Source organism: Telmatocola sphagniphila, from assembly GCF_018398935.1.
GTDB classification, from domain to species: Bacteria; Planctomycetota; Planctomycetia; order Gemmatales; family Gemmataceae; genus Telmatocola; species Telmatocola sphagniphila.
Genome location: NZ_CP074694.1, coordinates 5,040,139 through 5,060,546, shown reverse-complemented (window position 1 = coordinate 5,060,546; position 20,408 = coordinate 5,040,139). Strand labels below are relative to the sequence as shown.

General features: G+C 53.6%; 13 protein-coding genes. 3 read left to right on the top strand and 10 right to left on the bottom strand.

Annotated features, from left to right (window positions below; all coding sequences use genetic code 11):
• Nucleotides 1-5 precede the first annotated feature (5 nt).
• On the top strand, nt 6-5,078 hold the full coding sequence (locus KIH39_RS20305; protein ID WP_213495049.1) for a PA14 domain-containing protein: 5,073 nt from the start codon (nt 6-8) through the stop codon (nt 5,076-5,078).
• Nucleotides 5,079-5,792: 714 nt separating this feature from the next.
• On the opposite strand, the gene KIH39_RS20300 is transcribed toward KIH39_RS20305, so the two are convergent.
• From KIH39_RS20300 to KIH39_RS20280, 5 genes are all read right to left on the bottom strand, one after another.
• Nucleotides 5,793-7,922 carry a hypothetical protein gene (locus KIH39_RS20300; RefSeq protein ID WP_213495048.1) on the bottom strand — a complete coding sequence of 710 codons (2,130 nt, stop codon included), beginning with the start codon at nt 7,920-7,922 and terminating at the stop codon, nt 5,793-5,795.
• Between the two features lie 118 nt (nt 7,923-8,040).
• Nucleotides 8,041-10,638, bottom strand: coding sequence for an O-antigen ligase family protein (locus KIH39_RS20295; RefSeq protein ID WP_213495047.1), 2,598 nt, complete (start codon nt 10,636-10,638; stop codon nt 8,041-8,043).
• 58 nt (nt 10,639-10,696) lie between these two features.
• Nucleotides 10,697-10,921: a hypothetical protein gene (locus KIH39_RS20290; protein ID WP_213495046.1), complete on the bottom strand. Its 225-nt coding sequence runs from the start codon at nt 10,919-10,921 to the stop codon at nt 10,697-10,699.
• Between the two features lie 57 nt (nt 10,922-10,978).
• A complete protein-coding gene (locus KIH39_RS20285) occupies nt 10,979-11,722 on the bottom strand; it encodes a S1 family peptidase (RefSeq protein ID WP_213495045.1) in 744 nt (247 codons plus the stop codon).
• Between the two features lie 2 nt (nt 11,723-11,724).
• On the bottom strand, nt 11,725-14,019 hold the full coding sequence (locus tag KIH39_RS20280; protein WP_213495044.1) for a beta strand repeat-containing protein: 2,295 nt from the start codon (nt 14,017-14,019) through the stop codon (nt 11,725-11,727).
• A gap of 416 nt (nt 14,020-14,435) precedes the next feature.
• Between KIH39_RS20280 and KIH39_RS20275 the strand changes: the two genes are divergently transcribed.
• Both KIH39_RS20275 and KIH39_RS20270 read left to right on the top strand, forming a co-directional pair.
• A complete protein-coding gene (locus KIH39_RS20275; protein WP_213495043.1) occupies nt 14,436-15,029 on the top strand; it encodes a hypothetical protein in 594 nt (197 codons plus the stop codon).
• Between the two features lie 85 nt (nt 15,030-15,114).
• A complete protein-coding gene (locus KIH39_RS20270; protein WP_213495042.1) occupies nt 15,115-16,413 on the top strand; it encodes a polysaccharide biosynthesis/export family protein in 1,299 nt (432 codons plus the stop codon).
• Nucleotides 16,414-16,483: 70 nt separating this feature from the next.
• Here the strand turns inward: KIH39_RS20270 and KIH39_RS20265 are convergent, their stop codons facing one another.
• The 5 genes from KIH39_RS20265 to KIH39_RS20245 form a co-directional block, all read right to left on the bottom strand.
• Nucleotides 16,484-17,437 carry a hypothetical protein gene (locus KIH39_RS20265; protein WP_213495041.1) on the bottom strand — a complete coding sequence of 318 codons (954 nt, stop codon included), beginning with the start codon at nt 17,435-17,437 and terminating at the stop codon, nt 16,484-16,486.
• Nucleotides 17,438-17,446: 9 nt separating this feature from the next.
• The gene (locus KIH39_RS20260) at nt 17,447-18,316 is read right to left on the bottom strand and encodes an NAD(P)H-hydrate dehydratase (RefSeq protein ID WP_213495040.1); all 870 of its coding nucleotides are present in this window, start codon (nt 18,314-18,316) and stop codon (nt 17,447-17,449) included.
• A 95-nt stretch (nt 18,317-18,411) separates the two neighbouring features.
• The gene (locus tag KIH39_RS20255) at nt 18,412-18,885 is read right to left on the bottom strand and encodes a hypothetical protein (RefSeq protein ID WP_213495039.1); all 474 of its coding nucleotides are present in this window, start codon (nt 18,883-18,885) and stop codon (nt 18,412-18,414) included.
• 10 nt (nt 18,886-18,895) lie between these two features.
• Complete coding sequence (locus tag KIH39_RS20250) at nt 18,896-19,726, bottom strand: hypothetical protein (RefSeq protein ID WP_213495038.1); 831 nt, start codon at nt 19,724-19,726, stop codon at nt 18,896-18,898.
• A gap of 115 nt (nt 19,727-19,841) precedes the next feature.
• Nucleotides 19,842-20,405, bottom strand: a complete 564-nt coding sequence (locus KIH39_RS20245) for a LeuD/DmdB family oxidoreductase small subunit (RefSeq protein WP_213495037.1) — start codon at nt 20,403-20,405, stop codon at nt 19,842-19,844.
• Nucleotides 20,406-20,408 lie beyond the last annotated feature (3 nt).

Sequence of the window (20,408 nt, the reverse complement as noted above, 5' to 3'; positions counted from 1 at the left end):
TTTCAATGAAACGTCGGAGTCGCCCTCAACTGGAAATGCTCGAAGATCGAATGGTTCTTTCTGTCGGAGGTGGCTACACCAATGCGGGTTTGGCCGGTGCGTATTTCGCAACCAGTACGCTACCGGCGAATAATTCCTCGGCTTCGTTTATTCGAACCGACGAAAGCGTCGATCTCAATTATGCGGCCGGTCAGAATGTAGGGGGCAACCCGAGTGACCCGGCGTACGGCGCGGTTTCCGCAAACAATTATTCCGTGCGCTGGACCGGCGATCTGATCCCTGCTTTCAGCCAAACCTACACCTTTTATCTGACGGCGAATCAGGGCGCCCGTCTGTTGATCCGCCCGGCAGGGACCTCCAGTTTCACCACGCTACTGGATCAATTCTCCAGTTCTTCGCCAATGAATAGCTCCGCCACTTTCACGATGACGGCCGGTCAGCAATACGACATCGAAGTCGATTACAAGTCGACCGGCGGCGCCTCCAATATCGAACTCGATTGGTCGAGTGCCAGCACGCCGCGCGAACTGATTCAGCCGGTTTCCAATCTGGGCATCAATGTCGGTACGGCCTGGTCGTTTGAAAATTCCAGCCGGTATTTTGCGGATGCGATCAAGAGCGCCCGTCCTTACTGGGTGGTCGTCGGAACCGCGGCCGGCAACGGCGACGTATTGGTTTCTCACAATGCCCAGGGCTGGCCGACCACCGATGCCTCACTGGTGGTCTGGGAAGGAAGCGACAACAACAACGGTACCTATACCCTTTCCTTCAAAGGCCAGGCGAAGGTCACCGCCAATTTCGGAACCTTCTATGTCAACGGCACTGCGTACACCAACATCCTGCCTCTGGGCGCCTCCGGGTCGTATAATGCCGCGACCGACACGACCACAGCGCAATTCGTCATCCCGAGCGGTCCCGCGGCTTCCTACAATCTGATTTTGACCTTTCAGAATACGGTTCAGCAAACTTCCACCGGGTCCACCACGGGCGTCAGCAATGTCTCTTTGATGCGGCCCGAAGTTGTCGGCGGTTCCACACCCTATCCGCTGGGTACTTTGTTCACCACCCAGTACCTGCAGACACTCGCCAATTATTCGACCCTCCGTATGATGGGGGCCTCGGGCACTAACGGCAATCCGGACGTCAATTGGTCCGACCGTACGACTCCGACTTCCTGGTTCAGCCAGAACTATTTCGCCAACCCCGGCACCAGCTACCAGTCGCAATTCAACACGAATGGCGTTGCCTGGGAATACCTGGTGGCCATGGCCAATGAAACGGGTAAGGATCTGTACATCAACGTGCCCATTGGCGCTTCCAACGCCTACATCACCAATCTGGCCAATTTGATTCTGTACGGTTCGGATGGTACCAATCCGTATACTTCTCCGCAGGCCAATCCGGTCTGGGCGCCGCTTAATGCCAATCTGCACGTTTATGTCGAATATAGCAACGAGGTCTGGAACACGGCCCCGGCGTTCACCCAGTACACCACCAATTTGAACACGGCGGTTTCCAACGTCCGCGCCGGGACCGCGCTGGGAGACATCCTGAACTACGATGCCCAGCCCGATAACAGCACCACCAACTTCACGTGGGCCGAGCGTCTGGTGGCTTATCAGACGGTGAACATTTCGAACATCTTCCGCGGCGTCTTCGGAAACAGCGCGATGCTGACGCGAGTTCGACCGATGCTCTGCTGGTTCAACGACAACATGGAGTCCACGGCCCGGGACATGCTGTCGTTCATCGATAACTACTTCAATAACGGAACGGGCTTCGCGTTTGTCTCCAATCCGGAGCCGGTCAGCTACTACATCTGGGGGGCCGGAGGCGGCGGCTACTACGATGCGTTGAACAATGCCGGGACGCAGTCCACGATTAACTTCAAAAATGGCGGCTTTGAAAATGTCTCCGTCGGCTCCGCGGGCATTCTGGTGAATCCGACGAATACCGGCTGGAACTTCAGCGGCACACAGGGAGGTGTGGTACTCGGCGGATTGTACGGCAGCCCGAAAGCCCCGCAGGGATTGCAGGAAGCCTACCTCTATCCGTCCAGTTCAATGAGTGCTTCCGTTTACATCAGCACCCCGGGCGTTTACGGCATCAGCTTCCTGGCGACTACCGGAAGTCAGGCGGCCAATCTGTCCGCCGAGGTCGATGTGTCGATGAACGGCCAACTCTTCGCTCAGGAATATCCGGCCTACTATCAGTTCAGTACCTATGCGACTCACTACCGATCGTCGACCATCACCGGTTACGTGCAGATCACAACCGCGGGGACTTATACATTTAGCTTCTCGACACCGGCGACGAACAATGCCACGATGTATATCGACAGTGTGGCCGTTACCAGCGAAGCGGCGATCTTCTCGCAACAAATCCCCATCAGCCTGAGCGACTTTGCCTCCAATTACTTCCCCACTCAAACGCCCAACAGCCTGCAGAATTATCAGCGCGGTCTGGCGATGGAAGTCAACTGGGCTAAAGCTTACGGGCTGAATGCTGTCACTTACGAAAGCGGTTTTGCTCTGGGCGGCGGATCGAACCCGACAGGTATTCAGTACTACGCGAACTACCTGGATACGAATCCCTCCAACACAGTAGCCGCGCAGGTAGCCGCGACGAACCTTTACACCGCCGCTGGCGGGAACCTTTTGTTCCTGGGAACCTTCCCGCAATGGCAGGAACCAGCTACCTCGGCTCTGAATCCGCTGATGATGGCCGTGAGTGTGTTGAACAATACGCTGCCGGTCACGCCGACTAATGGCACCAGCTTCACGTCCGGTCAGACGCTCACCCTGACTCCGGCTAACATGACTTTGCAGCCAAATAATTTCACGATCGATAACAGCAATCCCGGTTACTCGACCAATGGGAATAATGCCCTGAACGCCGCCGGCACGAATAACTGGATGAGCTGGAATGTGGTCATTCCGCAATCGCAAAGCTACCAGACCTATGCTCTCGCCACGACGATTTCCGGGCCAGGAACTTATCAACTTTGGGTCGATAACCAGTTGGTAGACACCAGAACACCTGGCGGAACTTCTGGAACGCCGAATACTTTTTCTTCCACGATCAATCTGGCCCCCGGTCAGCACATTATTCGCATCAAGGCGATTCTGGGCCCGGTGCGAGTCAATAACGTGACTCTCAAACAAGGAGGCAACCCACCGGCCGCACCGCAATCATTTGTCGCGAGTTCTTTGAGCCCGACGGGGACTTACCTCACGATCACGGATTCCGCCGGCGATGAGACGGGATTCGTCGTTCAGCGAAGTTTGGATCAGACGAACTGGTCGACGATTGCAACCCTGGCCGCTCCCGGTTCCAGTGGAATCGTGAACTACAGCGATTTGAATTTGAGCCCCGGCACGACTTACTATTACCGCGTGGAAGCGACTAATAGCGCGGGAGCTTCTTCGTTTGTCACCAGTAACACTACCACGCCGTTCCCGACGAATACCTTCTTCAATGAGAACTTCGGTCAGTTGCCCGTGAGCGGCTCGGTGGCTAATCCCACCGGCGCGAATTGGCAGTTCAACAATCAATCGGGGATCGTTGCCAACGGCGGAATTGCTGGTTTGCCCAATGCCTATTCGGGCACGCAAGCCGCTTACATCCAGGGGAGCGCCGGAACCAGCAACACCCCCGGAAGCGTCAGTCAGGTGATCACTATCACGGCGGATGATTACCAGCTGGCGTTTTATGCCGCGGCCCGGTTGCGTAACGGCACGCTCGACAGTCTGCCGATCGTCATCGATCTGATTGCGCAATCGACGAATTCGCTGCTGCGCGAATCGACGATCACGCCCAGCTCGAATACTTTTGCCCAGTATATCGTGCCGTTCTATACGGTTCCGGCCGGCAACTACATCGTGAAGTTCTACACGAACAGCACCACGGATAATATGGTGGCGATCGATTCGCCCAATCTCATCCGAACTAACATCAATCACCTCGGCGTCGGTAATCCGAACCCGACCGGTGATGCCAGCTACAACGGTGTCACCTACACCGTCAGCGCCGGGGGGGCAGTCGGCGGAACGACCGATCAGTTCCGTTACCTGCGCAATACTTTCACCGGTAATGGCACACTGGAGGCCAAGGTTACCGGTTTCCTTAACTCCAGTTCTTTGAACCCTACCGCAGCAGCCGGGGTCATGTTCCGCAGCAGCGATAATGCGAATGCCAGCTTCGCTTATGCCTTGGTCACTCCCGGATCGGGGGTCGCCTTCATGTGGCGTCCTACCAACGGGGGAACGGCGCAGTTGAGTTCCTACATCAATGTCAGCGCTCCGGTCTACCTCGAGTTGATTCGCAATGGCAGTACGTTCACCGCGGCTTATAGCACCGATGGCATCAACTGGAAACAGATTGGCTCGCCGCAAACGATCAGCAATTTCGGCAGCGTGGCCGATGTCGGTCTGGCCGTCACTTCGAACGACAGTACGAATCTGGCGACTGCTTACTTCACCAACTTCGATGTCACGCCGACGTTTAACACTCAGGACATCGGTTCGCCAGTGACCGCGGGCAGTACGACCTACAACGGTTCGACAAATCGCGTGACAGTCTCCGGTAGTGGTACGGGCATCAACGGCACGAGTGACAGCCTGCAACTGGCCTCGCAGGCGGCATCGGGTAACACTCAAATCTCCGCTCAGATTACGGGGTTGACCGGTGGAGCGAATTCGCTGGCAGGCATCATCTATCGAGACTCGACGGCGGCCAATGCCGCCTATGTGGCCCTGGTGGTGAGCACAAACGGTACGATTTATCTGCAGAGTCGTACGGCTGCCGGGGTGATTACCACCTCCAATCCGATTGCCCAGGTACCCGTTGATGCGGGGGCGCCGATCTGGCTGTCTTTGGTGAATAAGAATGGCACGGTCAGCGCGGCCTATGCTCTCTCGAACGCTGGACCACCGGCCTCGAGCGATTGGATTACACTGCCGAGCACGACGATTACTTTCAGCAGCAATTGCGTGGCCGGCCTGTTCGCAACCAATGGGGATAGCACGACGTCTCTGACGAAGGCGATCTTCAATGGTGTTTCGATCTCGGGTTCGTAGTAAACTCGGGCGGGTGCCTTTGCTGCACTCGCCGGTTTCTTGATCACTTTTACGGGCGATAAGCATCCAGAGTGCTCCGGTTTATTAATGGAGCTATTCGAACTGCATTTCTATTCCGAAAGCAATCGGATAGCTGCTGTTTTGCCCACGGTCGTTTAGACGCATGAGCGAGAGCAATTGAAGTGTAGAAGCCCAGGAACAACAAAAAATTGTTTCAATAAAATCGTCTCTTATTATCAAACCCTCAAGTGTTTTGATAATAGGAACGGTTCTTTTTTTCTTTATCTCGCTCACGCTTCTGGCCAACGTTAAAAGCGGTTACTATTCTGGAAACAAACCGGTGGGCATTCTTTTTAGACGCGTGAGCGAGGGCAATATTTGTTTATACGCCCATGAGCAACGATGGTAGCGTTTCGGAATGAAATCGGCGCCAGATCGGAATCAAACCGGTGAGTGTTCTGAAAACGGGGAAGAATCGTTTTTTATTGCCCTCGCTCACGCGTCGGGCTAAACAAGCGTGGGCTCACGGGTCGGGTTAACGAAAAAATCCGTGCGCTATTGGAATTTAACGGACGAATGTGTTAATCATGGGAGACTTCGCTTTTTATTGCCATCGCCTACGCGTCGGATTAAAAGAAACGTCCCCTCCGAATAATTGCTAAATTCCCTGACGTACTCACGAATTCTCGTTTGAATTGCCCGCGTTTAAGTGACCTACTTCTTCTTTTCCGGCTTTTCTTCCGAATCGCCTGGCAGACGAATCGGAACCCATTTCAGACCGAGCGATATGTAGCGGTCGCGCTTGGCCAAGACCGACCAGGGAGTGCCCGGATAATCTTTAACGACCTGCTCCAGCATCGTCTTTCCCTCTTCAGCAAAATCGCGAATATCCTTCGTCGCGGACATCTTGCTCACGCTGCCGAGCAAGAAGCCATGCTTCGCGCCCGAGGTGTCCAGATTGTCGGTTTTCACCAGCGAAAGAGCCTTGTTGTATTCGCCGAAGTAAGCGAGCCGTAGATTGATTTGGGCGAACACGTAATCGAAATGGGCTTGCCAGCGTTTCGATTTCTCTTCCGATTTTTTATCTTTGAGTTTGGTGAACTGTCTATTCAGATCCCGAAACAGAGCTTCCGCATCGGCGAGAGGTCTTTGCAGATTGGTAAGTCTCTTCTTGAGAGTGTCGTTGATGTTCTCGCGCAGTTCCGTGGGTAATTGCTGGCGTTGTTTGGATTGAAATTCCCGGATCTGCTTGATGGCATCGAGCACGGCCGCCCGGATGGGATACTTCGATTTATCCTCATCTTCTTTGGTCGTCGCCTGATCGGGGAGATAAGGCACCAGATCTTCGGATTTAAATGGAATCACAGTATCATAGCTACGGCCGAGTTTGGTGTTGGTCGATTTGATCGGCGGCAGATTCAACTCCCCGAAGATGGCCGCGACCTCCTTGGTGGAAGCGGTCGCCTTGGGCGTGGGAATTTTGAAGCGCGGAGGAAGCGGCTCGGCGGAATTATAAGCGATGTTGCTGGTCGCGGCCGCCCGCGTCAGCTTGGGGATCTGCGGCGTATCTTCCATGGCCTTGGCCGCCGTCTGAGCTTCCTGTTTGACGAACTCTTCCAACGTCGACAGCGGCAAAGGATCTTCCGGAACTTGAATCCCGCCCGCTTTGGGGTTGTTCTTGTTCACCTCGCGAATGGCAATTTTGCCTTTGTAATCGGCGGAAATGAACAGATTCAGAAAAACGGAGCCATTCACGAAGGTCGAAGTATCGGCCCCGTAATTTTCCCCGTTCAATTCATAAGAGAATTGCTCGGCGGAGCACGCCGTCCAGACGGAAGTGCCCGCGGGAGGCGTGTGAAAAGCTTTTTCCATGGCTTCTGTCATGGCGCCGAAAGTGGGTCGTTCCGCACCGAGCTTGGAATTCTTGCGGCAGACATCGAACGCGATGACTTTTTCCTGGGCCGGGCACTTGGCCAGCAGGCTGTAGACTTGCGAGAGCGGAATCATGCTGGCCGGTTCTTCAAAATCGGCTTCCAGGGGAGCTAAGTAAACGATGCCTTCTTTTTCCACGGCGTGTCCGCAAAAGACGATCATAATTCGGTCCTGAGCTCGACTCGAACTCAAAAATTGCTCCAGCGTTTTGACGATGATGTCCTTCAAAGGCAGCACGGTATTTTTGCTGTTGGGGCCGGGCGCATCCGAAACTTCGTATACCTGGTCTTTGGGAATTTTCCACCTGTCCGACAGCTTGGAAGCGATGTAGTCGATATCCCGCCGGTCGGTCTCGCGGCGGATCGGGCCTTCGCCGCTGTGAATCGGGTTGGCGTAGATGTAGTTGCAAACGTTGATCACCAGCAGACGGCGAGGAAATATTCCGGTGTTGATTGCCAGTTCATTTTTTGGCGGAGCAGTAGAGGGCGTGGTTGTCGGCGCGTTGGGGGTGGTCGGGGTTGTGGTTGGTGTCGACGGGGCGGCCTTGGATTTTTCTTCCGGCTCCGCGTCTTTGTTCAGAACGACCGTATTGTCCTGTTTGAGCTTAGAGCTGAAGACTTCCGGTTTAATGATGAGTAGTGCAATACCAGCGGTGCCCAGCATCAGAATTCCGCTGAGCATCCACATCCCGGCGTTGCCGCTTTTTCGGGGAATATAGGCAGGTCCGGCGGCTCCCAACTCCTGAAATTCGGCGGCCGGCTGACCCGAGGCATTGGCGGGCTTGGCGTTCAATTGCAGGATTTGATTGCAGTGCTTACAGCGAATGGATCGGCCAAGGTAGTCCTCGGGAATTCGCAAGGTCTTCTGGCAACCGGGACAGTTGGCTTGCAGTATTTTCGATGACGACGGCATCCATCAGTCTCCTACAGTGCTGTCGAGTGAGCTATTTTGGGAGGGTACTACGAGTCTTAAAGCTACCCTTTATTTGAGCACACTTTGATCCGGGATGCGCCCGGAAAATTCCTGGGAGCTACTTCGAATCGGGTTCTTTCCGAAGTCCCCGGAGATCCAATTCCCGTTCGATGTAGAAGATCCAGTAGCGGGCGATGTCCGCTTTATCTGGCTCATACCTCACTCTTTCGAATTCCACTATCGCTTTGCCAAATAAATCTGGGTTCTTATTGACGAATCCCATTTCACGCAAGAGCAGACCATGCTCGATACGCCAGTCGGATCGCGTCGGAGCAAAAAGCAGGGCGCTTTGAAAATCCTTCTCCGCCGCCGGGTATTGTTTCAATTCCCATTCAATGAGGCCGCGAATGTGATAATGTTCCGGTTTCATATTTCCCCGAACGGGATCCGCTTTGGAAATTTCCATTATCCGGCTCAAAAAGGGCGACCGCTCCTCGACGAATTCTTCCTTGGAGGGGTAAAGCAGGTTCATCATCGTCTGCAAAGTTTCCACCTGGTTGGGGGCCACCAGATCGACGATTTCCGAAGGGGAAAGGCGGGCTTTGGCTTGAGTTAAGACGGCCCGGAACATCCTTTCGTTCAATTTCAGGGATAAAGCCTGCTTCCAATTGCTCCAGGCTTTATCGAAATCGTTGGTGTCGTAGTAAGCCTGACCGCAGGCAAACCAGATTTTCGAATCGGTCGGAAACAGTCGCTTGGCCCGTTCCAGATAGGTGCTGGCGGAGTCGCCGCTGGCGAGATGCTCCCGGTAATACCCGATTCGGGCGTGCGGTTGCGGATGTAAAAGCGATAGATTTCGTGCACTGGCCCAGAGGTTCAACGCTTTGCGAATATCATTTTCGCCCTGCGCGGGAGTGGTATCCGGAAGTCTGGCTGATTCCGCCAGACAGCTGGCGTAGTTCAAAATCACTTCCGGATCTTTCGGTTGCGCTTTCATGGCCGCCTCTGAAAAGGCGAGCCGTTTTTCCAGCGTCAGGCTCGGTTGGGTGATCTGGGCATCTTTTTCGACCTGCCTCATCAAGACTTCCGCATCGTTCTGTTTCCAGGATTCCCAGGTCAGCATCATGGCTAAGAGCGGAAACAGCGCGGCCGACACGACCGCCAAAAATCGACTCGAAGAGGGCTTCCGGTGATCGTAATCGTAGGCCAGGCTCATGGTGGCCGCGGAGATAACGCAGACCAGAATCGCCACGCTGCCCAGGTGAATAGCGAATTCGCCGATGCTGTGAACGAAGGCCGTCACCAGACTGAAGACGCAACCGATGGCCAGACCGTAGGAGGAGCGTTGAGCGTGAACCCGGCAGGCTCGGTAACCGGCTTTCATCAAAATCCAGACTATCGCCAGGGTGATTAAGAAACGGGGCACCCCCCCTTCGACCAGGGCTTCTAGATATTCGTTGTGGGCATGGTCGCAGCGGTCATCGATCATATCTTCGGTGCTGCGGGCGAGTGGTTCCACAATTCGGTAAGTGCCGCCTCCCGAACCAAAAAGTCCGAATTTCGGCAGTAATCGAATCGATTCGCCCCAGATCGGAAGACGGCTATTGAGCTGCTTATCGATCGATTGATCGGTGAGTTTGCTTTCGAAATACCCCGAAGCGAACCAGAAGATCGCCATACTGCCCAGGCAAAGCGGAACGATGGCCATCAGAGGTATTTGGATGCGATTCGAAGGCAGCCGGGACCAAATGAAAATGGCGACTATTATGCCCGACGCAGTGCCGATGTAGGCGCCGCGTGCCTGAGTCAGGAGAATCGCGGTCAGTATGCAGAGCAGCAGAGCTATTACCCAGAATATTTTGGGATTCTGAAGAACCGAAAAAACATCGCTGACGCCGTTGACCAGCCGTTCCCGCCAATTCGTGCTAATCCCTTTGGAGACCATGTAATCGGTCGTGCGCGCGGAGCGGTCGACGCTTAAGAGCGACAGACCCAGCCCGACGCAGAGATTGGCATAGAAGGCAAAGTGGTCGCGATTAATGAAAGCCGAGAACGGATAGGCGTCCGTGACCTCGAGAGTCCAGAGGACACGCTTAGGAAGCGGGCCGAAGTGTTTGGCGATACCGACGATCGAAAGCAAAAATCCGTTAATGAGGCAGAGGTAAACCAGTTTGCGCAGAAAGCCCCGGGAAACGACCATGTTTCGCAGCACGGCGTAGAAAATAAACAGGTAAAGAACCTTTTCGGTGAAGCGCTGCGTCTCGTACTTGCAAATGGAAAGGGAGTTATTTCCCTGAGGCGAGGGTAATGGTTCTCCATTTAGGAGAGTCTCCGCCGTGTTGGGCAGCATATCCTGGCAGAGCGCGAAGCTTCCGGGCGTCAGTATCTTGTGCAACGCATTGGGAATCGGCAATAGCTGAATCACCGACCAGACGATCACGGCCCCCAGCAGCAGACCGATGGGACAGTTCATCCACTTGCGGGAAGGATTGAGCAGAACATCGAAGGTGTATAAGAGGGAAAGGACTATCAGGGCGCAGTGGAGAACCAGAATCGATCGACTGTCGACGGAGCCGAAATACCAGGGGGAAAGAAATACGACGGTGAGTACCAGCCATTCCGCCAGGATCTGGAAGACGCTTTTGGGTTTGACCGATTTTTGATTCACGAAATGACGGTCGCGGTAGGAAAGCCTGAGGGTAAAAGAAAACCCCATGGCTGGCTATTGGAATAGCGCGCAATGGGGTCTACAGAACTTATATATCTGCGGGAGATTAGGGTTTGAAGCGGGAGCGAATCGGCTTCTTACCAGTTTCCTGCCAATCTTGCATCACGACTACGGGAGAGTCCGATTCCTGTTTCACAACCGGGGTAACCGCAGCGCTCGACTGCGAAACGGCCGGAGTCGAAACCAGAGTACCGGTATCGGCTTGAGAAGCCAAAACGGTGATACCGCAGAGAACTGCAAGTACCGGGATGACCAAAAGAATCTTCTTCATGTTGAACCTCTCAGATAAACCGGCAAACCGGTTATTATCAATTATAATGCTACAAAATTACTTTTCCAGAAGCCAGCCGAAATCATTTTTTTTCAAAAAACTATTAATTTCATCAAGGTGGGAGTAATAACTCTTACCCCCCTGAACGGCAGTACTTATGCCAATTAACCGTTCACTGGAATCAAAAAGCGGCCCGCCGGAACGCCCTTTTACCGAGGTTTTTCTGGCTTCCCAGAAAAATGCCACCGGGTAATTCTCCGGATTCTCCTTGCTCCGGCTCTTCATGACCAATTTTTTGCCCAACGTCTCGTCAGCTACGCAGCTGGGCGATTTTCCCAGGCTGCAACCGATGGAGAGCACGGGATAACGTTCCCGGTCCGCTCGAACGTCGTAATCTTCGAATTTGGCCAGCTTGGCTACGGGCAAATCTTCCGTTGACTTGAATTCGAGAAGAGCAAGATCGGCGGACTCGTCCTTTACGCGAATGTAACAATGAAAATCTTCAAATCTCGCTATCGGAAAAATCTTTCGGGGAAACCATTGAGCCAACAGCACAATTCTGTTGGGTGCTTCCCTAAAGATATGGAAGGCCGTCAAAACATAATACGTTTTGACGGGCCCTTCCTGGAGATTCCATTTCCGCCCAACAATTACACCGGTGGCGACCGGATCCCGTTTGGAATCCAGAATTCTCAGGGTCGATCCCAAAAGTTTCCATTGAGTCTCGGCACTGAAGTCCTTCGAAGGAGCAATCGGTGCGAGACCCAGCAGAATTAATCCAGGAATAAACCAGAGATTCAAAATTAGCCTACGTTCACGCCAGCCAGCAGCGAGTTGAAGACGGTGAAGTCGGGCAGCGTCTGTGTGCCCGTTGCACTGAATACTCGAACGTCGCCGTTACCCGTCGAGGTGCGGCCAGGGCCTTCACCCACGAGGATTTCCGGAGAAGCGGTTCCACGTACGTTCGCGGAAGCGACTCGCACGCCACCGGTGAAGCCGTCTTCGTAAGCGAAGAAGCTAGCTTGCTGAACCAGCGAACCGGTCTGGTAGCTGTAGGTCAACACGTGGGCCTGAGGAGCGCCCTGGCCCGAACCGATGATGATCTGGTCATAACCGGTGCCTGTCAGATCGCCCACACCGACATAGATACCCATGCCAGCCGGAGGACTGACGAAGGTGGAGGAACCTGCAATGAAGGTCAGAGTGCTTCCGCTGGGAATATCACCCGCCGCGGCAGCTCCGGTCCCCGCCGTGTAGTTGTACACCTTGTAGGATGAACCACCGACGATGGAGCCGACAACAATCGAGGCATTTCCCGTCTTGGTGATGTCGCCAGCCGCAACGCTAATGCCACCGTTGTAACCGGGGAAGATATCGGTTTTCTGAAGCGTAATCACGGCAGTCGGAGGAGTGTTGATGCCGGTGAATTCGAATACTTTCAGCGCGGCCCCAGCAGCGCCACCCTTATCCGCACCCTTGCCGACGATGATTTCGTCCTGGAAGTCGCCGTTGATGTCGCCAGCGGCGACGTTCACGCCCCCGTTAAAGCCGACGTTGAACGCGAAGAAGCTGGCGAGCAGCTGACCGGTAGCGATATCGTAAACCTTAACGTGCGCGTTGGTCGTGCTGTCACCTTGGCTGTCGCCAACGATCAGGTCGGGTCGGAAGTCACCGTTGATATCACCGATAGCGACCGAGACGCCACCCAAATAGCCGGAACCGTAGGGGAAGAAGCTGTTGGAGCCGGTGGACTGCAGAATACCATTCTGGTTATTCACAACGTTGCCGAGCACGTTAGCCGTGGCACCGGTGCCCGCGAAGACTTTCACGGTGGCGGGGGTATGGTTATCGCCGATTTCGTTACCAACCGCGAAGAACGAGGTGTTGGTCAAGTATTCCGAGACCGACAGACCATTCCAAACCCAGGTCGGCTTGTACAGCGAAGTGGTGAAGGTGCTGGCCAGGCCCGCATCCAGAATCGAATTAGCACCGGTCGTCTGAGCACCGGCTACCGAACCCCAGAAATTGTTGTTCAGATTGGCGCCCGTACCCGTAGTTGGGATATCGGTGGAAACACCCAGGGTGTTGCCGATGAAATTGTTGTACTCGGCGTCCAGCACGGGAGCGTCGGTGCCGTCGAAACCATCGACGATACCGTTGGCGTTGTTCTGGAACAGGTTACCGTAAGCTTTCAGCGAAGATCCGTCATCGTAAACAGCCAGACCAGCCGATTCGCTTTGATCGGTAGAGGCAACACCCAGGCAGTTGCGGAAGTAGCTGGCGGTCACAATGACCTGTGCCCCACCGTTGACTTCTACGCCGTAGTCGAGGTTGTCGCCGGCGCCCTTACCGGTGTAGTTGATATTGAGTACGGTACCGGCTACAGCCGAACCGGAGTAAACGATACCTTCGCGGCCCATATTCGTGAAGTTGCTGTTCGAGACGTTCACAACGCCATCGAGAACAGTAACTGCAATGCCGTCGTACTTGCCAAAGCCCGCGGGGAAGTTGCCCGTGATGTTCTGGAAGTTAACGTTGTTGATCGTGCTGGTGCCGGTGCTTTCGTAGCGAACGAACTGGCCGATGTTGTAAGTTCCTGCCAGACCGTCGATGGTCATGTTGGAAATATTCAGATTCACACCCTGCTGAACGACCAGAACGCCAGCGGTGGTGCCGGTATCCGTCGCCGTGCTGGAAGAAGGATTCAGGGTGGTGACCGGGGTCTTGTCGGTCGCCGAGGCCTGCGAACCGATCAGAGTCAAAGTTTTGGTGATGTCGGTATTGGCGGCCACCGTGTAAGTGCCGGTTCCGAAGTAAATCGTGTCGCCCGAGGAAGCCGCGGAGTAGGCGGAGCTGAAGCTGTTAAAAGCGTTAGTTCCTAGAGTCAGACCCGACACTTGGTCGTAACGGCCCGCGTTGAAGATCAGGTTGCTTCCCGATCCGGAGAATGTATTGGCCAGATAGAGCGATGTGAGCACTCTTCGATCTTCCAGTTCAAGCACCCGAGGACGGAACGTATTCGTCTTCTTGGGGAGCTCGCTGGTGCGGGCCTTTTTTTGGTTCGTCGAGAACGCCGTCTTTAGCCAATTGAAACTCATGTGATTCAACCCGAATAATGAAAAAGGGACTCAGGAGGTTTGAAGTACTAACCCAGGTTTATGGTAGATGATTTCTTTCGATCACAAATCCTCGGAAATCACCACTTTTAATCCTAACCAACAGCCTAATTGAGATTGCTTTTTTAGGGCCTCACCTCAAAACAAACTAGTTATACAGGGCAATTTGAGGGCAGACAAATAAAATCTTTCCCTTCTTGCCAACTTCGCTGTATTCTACCCAGACTCCTAAGTTTTCAATCCTAATTCCACGGCTTTATCGCGCCTTCTTTAACAAAAAGGCGCGATTATTCCGATTAATCGCCGGATGTTCCGCGTTTTCCGTTAAATTCGATCATGTCAATTGGACGATCTAGCTGCTAGGACGAGGTGTCGAGTCTTTGGGTGGGGATGTGTCCATGAAGGCACGTAATGCATGGTTCTATCTCCTGGCGGGTTTGCCGGCTGCGAGTGGTTGTTCCCTCTATCAGAGCGGACTCTACAATTTAGGTAACGAGCCCAAGATGACCTGGAGTTCGCACCATCTTACTCACGATATTCAAAAGCAAGCCAGAATAACATGGGGCGAATACGTCCAGGCTCATCCGGGCGAGTGCTTCTCTAGATATTTTGAAGATGGTTTCCTGGACGGCTACGTCGACTACCTCGACAATGGCGGCACTGGGGAACCTCCGGCGATGCCTCCCCAGCGCTATCGTAAAAACAAATTCATGACGCCCGAAGGCTATTCGGCCATCGAGGATTACTTCGCCGGGTTCCGCCTGGGCAGCCGAATCGCCATTGCCAGCGGCATCCGAGATACTCTGGTGGTTCCGATCCTCATTCCTCTGGGCAATGTTCCCGGCAACTCGAGTCGAAGTGTCAGCCAGGGAGTTTACAACTCGGCCGGGGCCAGCAGCCCGGTAACTCCACCGTCTGTACCCGCACTGGGCGGAATCGAAACTCTGCCGGCCCCCAAGGCCGTGGATGAACCCGCCGCGGAAAATAAGTAGGATCCGAGATTCACCGCAAGATGGATATGTGTAAGTCCCCAGGATGGGCGTTAGCTTTACAGAATTTGCTAAGGATGGTTTCAAGATGATCGACGATAACACCATCAAACCGAAGCGCCGGCCGGCTCGCTTGGCAATTCTTCTTTTTGCCGGTTTCATGGCCAGTCTGGGCAGCGGTTGCGCGGCCATCACCAATCCGGTTGCCGATGGCATTCCCGTTCGAAGGCTGCCGCCCGAAATTCTGGAAACCGAATCTCGAGCCAACCTGATTCCCATCGATCTGACTCTGCTGCGGCAGAAGCAGCCCGAGAAGCACATTATTGACGGGGGGGACATCCTCGGCATCTTTATCGAGAACGTGATTGGGGAGCGGAATCAGCTGCCGCCCGTTCGAATTTCGGATGTGCCGGGTGTCGCGCCGGCGATCGGCTATCCTTTCGTAGTATCGGAAGATGGAACGGTCACACTGCCCTACGTCGATCCGATCGATGTGAAGGGACTGTCGGTACCGGAAGCTCAATTGAAGATCAAGAAGCTTTATACGGATAAGGAAATTTTGAAGGCCGGATTTGAGCGAGTTTTCGTAACGCTCATTCAGCCGCGCGAAGTGAAGGTGACTGTCTTCCGGGAAGACGGCGGCGCCACCGGGGCAGTGTCCCAAACACTGTTTGGACAATATGGCTCCGTTCTGGGAACCTCCAAACGGGGTAGTTCCTATGATTTGAAACTGCCCGCCTACCAGAACGACGTTCTCACGGCTCTTTCGAAAACGGGGGGGCTGCCGGGTACTGAAGTGAAGAACGAAGTCATCATCTATCGCAAGAACAAGACTTTGAAAGACGGCAGTCCTCTGGTTCAACGAATTCCTCTGAAGGTTCGGCCGGGCGACAGCCCCAAGATCAAGACGGAAGATATCATTCTGGAAAATGGTGATGCCATCTATCTGGAAGCTCGAGATGCCGAAGTATTCTACACCGCCGGTTTGATTGGGGCAGGCCAGTATCAATTACCGCGAGATTACGATTTGGATATCGTGCAGGCCATTGCTCAGGTTCGCGGACCTTTGGTGAACGGCGGTTACACGCAAAATGCTTTCGTCGCTCAATCGGTGAACCAGGGCTTGGGTAACCCCTCTCCCAGTCTTGTGAGCGTGATCCGCAAACTGCCGAACAATCAGCAGCTGAATATTCGGGTCGACTTGAACCTGGCTATGAAAGATCCCCGAGAACGCATTATGGTGCAACCGGGTGACTTGATCGTGATGCAGGAAACCTCGGGAGAGGCCCTGGCCCGATACTTCAGCGGTATCTTCCGCCTGAACTTCGCGGGTACGATCATCAAGCAGACCGATTTGAACTCCTCGATCTCTGGCGTGGCCCCGTAATAATCTGAGGAAGGTCTAACAAACTCGAGCCCTGATTCGGAGAGAAAGCCTCTCCGAATCAGGGCTCTTTTTATTTGTCGAGAACGACGCCAAGCTTAAAGCCCCGGCGATCAGTATGCCATTTGAGCCAGTAGAGAAAGCCGGAACTGACAATTGCCAGGAGTATGCAGAAGAGATTGATTTCGAACCAGAGAGTAGATTGAATGTTGTACGATCCCAATTCCTTGCCCATTAGGATCTTGGCCAAAGTCGCTTTTTCCGGTGTAGTCGCGGCTGCCTGAGCCGTGGTATTGGCTTCCCAGGCAATCGTTCGCGCGGCACTTTCCAATCCCCACCCCAAAACATTTTGAAGGCAGAGAAACACCAGCGCGAGCGAGGTGGCTAGCAGCAGGACCAGTTCCCGCTGATCCAGAAGCGTTTTCACAAAGGGGGGAACGCGCAGGTTGAATTCCTTCAGAATCAGATCGGCCCAGGAGAGTATCACGGCCAGCAGCAGTGCCAGAGCATAGGGCATGAGCCACCAGGCGGTATGCAACTTGGCCCGCAGAGCTTCTTCGTTGTGCAGAGCTTCCTCCGCCACCCGATCGACGGAAAGACCTGCGAAAAAGGCGTCCCAACCGCTTTGCGAGTAAGCGGTATAACCTGCCGGTGCCGATTTCACCCAGGTGAAAAAGCCCAGCAGCACTGCCAGGGTGAGACAAACTCGGATGACCCACTGACATTCCTGCCGGGTAATACTGAAACCCCGGAAACTTCCGAAATCGGCCGCAGGACTGCTAGCGGCTCGATTAGGCGAGGCGAGGCCATCACGGGAAAGGCCCAGATCGGTTTTTTCGAATTCGAATTTCTCGCCGGATTTGGGTCGGGTCGGGGGGGAAGCCAGAACGGGCTCAGCGCTCACCTCGGGCACGAAGAGTGAAGGTGCTTGAAAGACCTTCTTACACTCGGGACAATTCACTGCCTTACCGGCTTCGTTATCAGGAATCGAAATGACTTTTTGACACAAAGGGCAAAGCAATCGCATGCTGGCATCCTACTTTCGTTGATTGGCTAAACCCAAAAACGCCTTGGGAAGCCATTCTACTACATCGAGTGCGGTCAGTGAGACCATACCGAGTTCTTTTGCGGCCAGGTCTCCGGCCAAGCCGTGAACGTGGGCTCCGAGTTGAGCCGCCTCGAACGCGGAAAGTCCCTGAGCAATCAAAGCCGAAATGACCCCGGTCAGGACATCGCCGGTACCGCCGGTAGCCATGCCGGGGTTGCCAGTTTCATTGATCGCTAGCCGGGTGCCATCGGTAATGATGGTCCGGTGCCCTTTCAATACAACGATGCCCCCGGTCGCCTGAGCGAAATCGACAGCCAAGTCTTCTCGCAACTTTTGCACCGTCTCGATGGATTGGCCGCACAGTCGGGAAAATTCGCCTGGGTGAGGGGTTAGTACGAGCGGGACATTGCCCCGCAGTCGGGCCGGTTCGCAGCCGACCAGAGCGTTCAACGCATCGGCGTCCACGACCATCGGTTTGGAGCGATGGAAAACCAGCCCACGTATCAGAATGTCCAGAGAATTACTGCGACCCAACCCCGGACCGATGGCCACGACCGAGGCGTGATCGATACGCTGCACCAGACCCGAAGGATTGGATTCGTTGATTCGTCCTTCAGGATCCTCTTCGAGCGGAATGGTCGTGTAGCAGGGATAGCCCGCCGCGATGATGGCCTGGGCAGACTTGGGACAAGCGACCTGAACGAGCCCGGCACCGGAGCGCAACGCGGCCGTGCCACTGAGTATGGCGGCGCCGGTCATGCCGCGGCTGCCAGCGATAACCAGTACAGTGCCGTAGCTCCCTTTATGGGCATCGGGATTTCGCGGGCTCAGGAGGGGGAGAGTTTTGATTGGCTGCATAGGGATGTTTTATGCAGATAAATATTGGGGACCAATTTCAGACGATAATACCGTTCATTGAACGGTCGCTCGATACCTGAGCCGGTGATCATCGATCAATTTGAGGAGTTTCCCGTTACTTGCTTATTTTTGGTTTCAAAAACGACTGCGGAACTTAGCCTGCTAGAAGAAAAATCGGTGCTAGCGATGAGTGATTCGAGTTTTGATAGGGTATCTTCATCATTAATTATTTCGATTATGGCCTCTGTGAATGATGCTTCCGATTTGCATTTTTTCACATAAACAACTCCAAATTCGTCTTGATATTCCGTGCTATCAAATCGTATGGGATAAAAACAATCGATGTCGTAGGAAAGACTAAATAATCGAATCCGAGGATGATCAGGATGATTCGCGGTTATATCAAAATCGACGCTTACCCGGCCGGCTTCTTCGTTCACGTAAATTTTAGCCTGGATTTTACCTTCTGTTTTTTCGGCAATCGCTTGGGCGAACTCATCCAAAATTGACAGTGGATTGCGAGCCTTCAGATTAAAATCCGGAAGCAAATTTAGTATCGGGCTGGACATCGTTCTCTCCTTAATCCAACTTCAAGCAAAACAAAATTGGCAAGTGATCGGAAACCGTATCGGAACGTGGTCTTCCTCGTTTGGTAGTCAAAGTCTGGCGGCCATCAGAATCCAAAATTCTCACTTCTTGGAGTTCATCTACCATTTCCGTGCTCACCAGAACCTGATCGAACATATGCCAACAAGCGTTGATTTCATCAGTCGTAGAATGGAAATAGGTTCCTGGTGGACCTGGGTTACGGTCTCCGAAAAAACTCCACATAGGGTTGTAGAACAGTCGATGAGATTCGCCAGAGATTACTCGTGTTCCAACGCTTGCTAGTTCTGCAGTCATCATACCATGAAATGAATTCGCTGCCAACAGACCGTCATCGTAGGGATTAAGATTGAAGTCACCGACCACAACGGTACGAAATAGCTTGCTTAGATCTTCTTGGCGCTTAAGCTCGTGTCGAATTTTACCTGTAGCATGATTCAACGAATGAATTTGGTGATTCCCTTGATCTTTCAAGTGTACTAGTGCCAGCAAAAATGATTTTGCTCCGAAATGCAGTTTCCAAATACTCAGACGATTGTCTAAGCTATCGAAAAGTTTTTGAATTTTGGGAGAGCTCGATCTCCTAAGAATTTGAAATCGATGGTTATTCGAAGGCAGAATTTCAAAATTTCGATTCAGAGACTGACTGAGATCCGAAATCGTAAATCCCGGCTCCGCTAAGAGTAGATAATCTATTCCGTGATGATCAGCAAGAGTATCCAAATGCTGGATCAGAGTGTTTTTGCGACTGCTCCAAGTACGCAGATCGTTCCCTTTTAGATTCCAGAACAGAAAGGTCAGCATGGGCGAAAATACCTTATGTCAACATTCCGAAATTTTAGCGACGCATCGTTGGATGCGTTTTTCAGAAGTAACGCATCTTCGCAAAGCCTACGATGCGTCGCTAAAGGAATGGAAATTACTTCAACATGCCCACCTTCTTGGCGTAATTGAAAATGCCACCGGACTCAATGATCGGCACTACTTCGCCCAGCGGGGCCAGTTCCCATTTGTCGCCGGTGGTGTGGTTCGTCAGTAAGCCCGCACCGATATCAATGGTGACCTCGTCGCCCGTGCAGATTTCATCGACGAGACGCTTTTTCGACTCGATGGGGAGCAGATAGCCGCCGTTGATCGAGTTGCGATAGAAGATGCGAGCGTAAAATTCCGCTACGACGGCCTGGATACCCGCGGCGGCCAGGGCGATCGGTGCATGCTCGCGCGAGGAGCCGCAACCGAAGTTCTTTCCGCCGATGATGATCCTGTACGGCGAAATGAATTCATCCGTGGCATCGTGGAAGGGAATATGCCCCTTGGGCAGTCCGGCCTGCGCCGGCGGCACGCCACAGAGAGCGAACTTGCCGAACATTTTGTACTCCGCCGGAATCGCCGGATTGTAAGTGAGATACTCGGCAGGGATGATCTGGTCGGTATCGATGTTGTCCCCCAGGACGAACACCTTTCCTTTGATGATGTTTTCCATGGA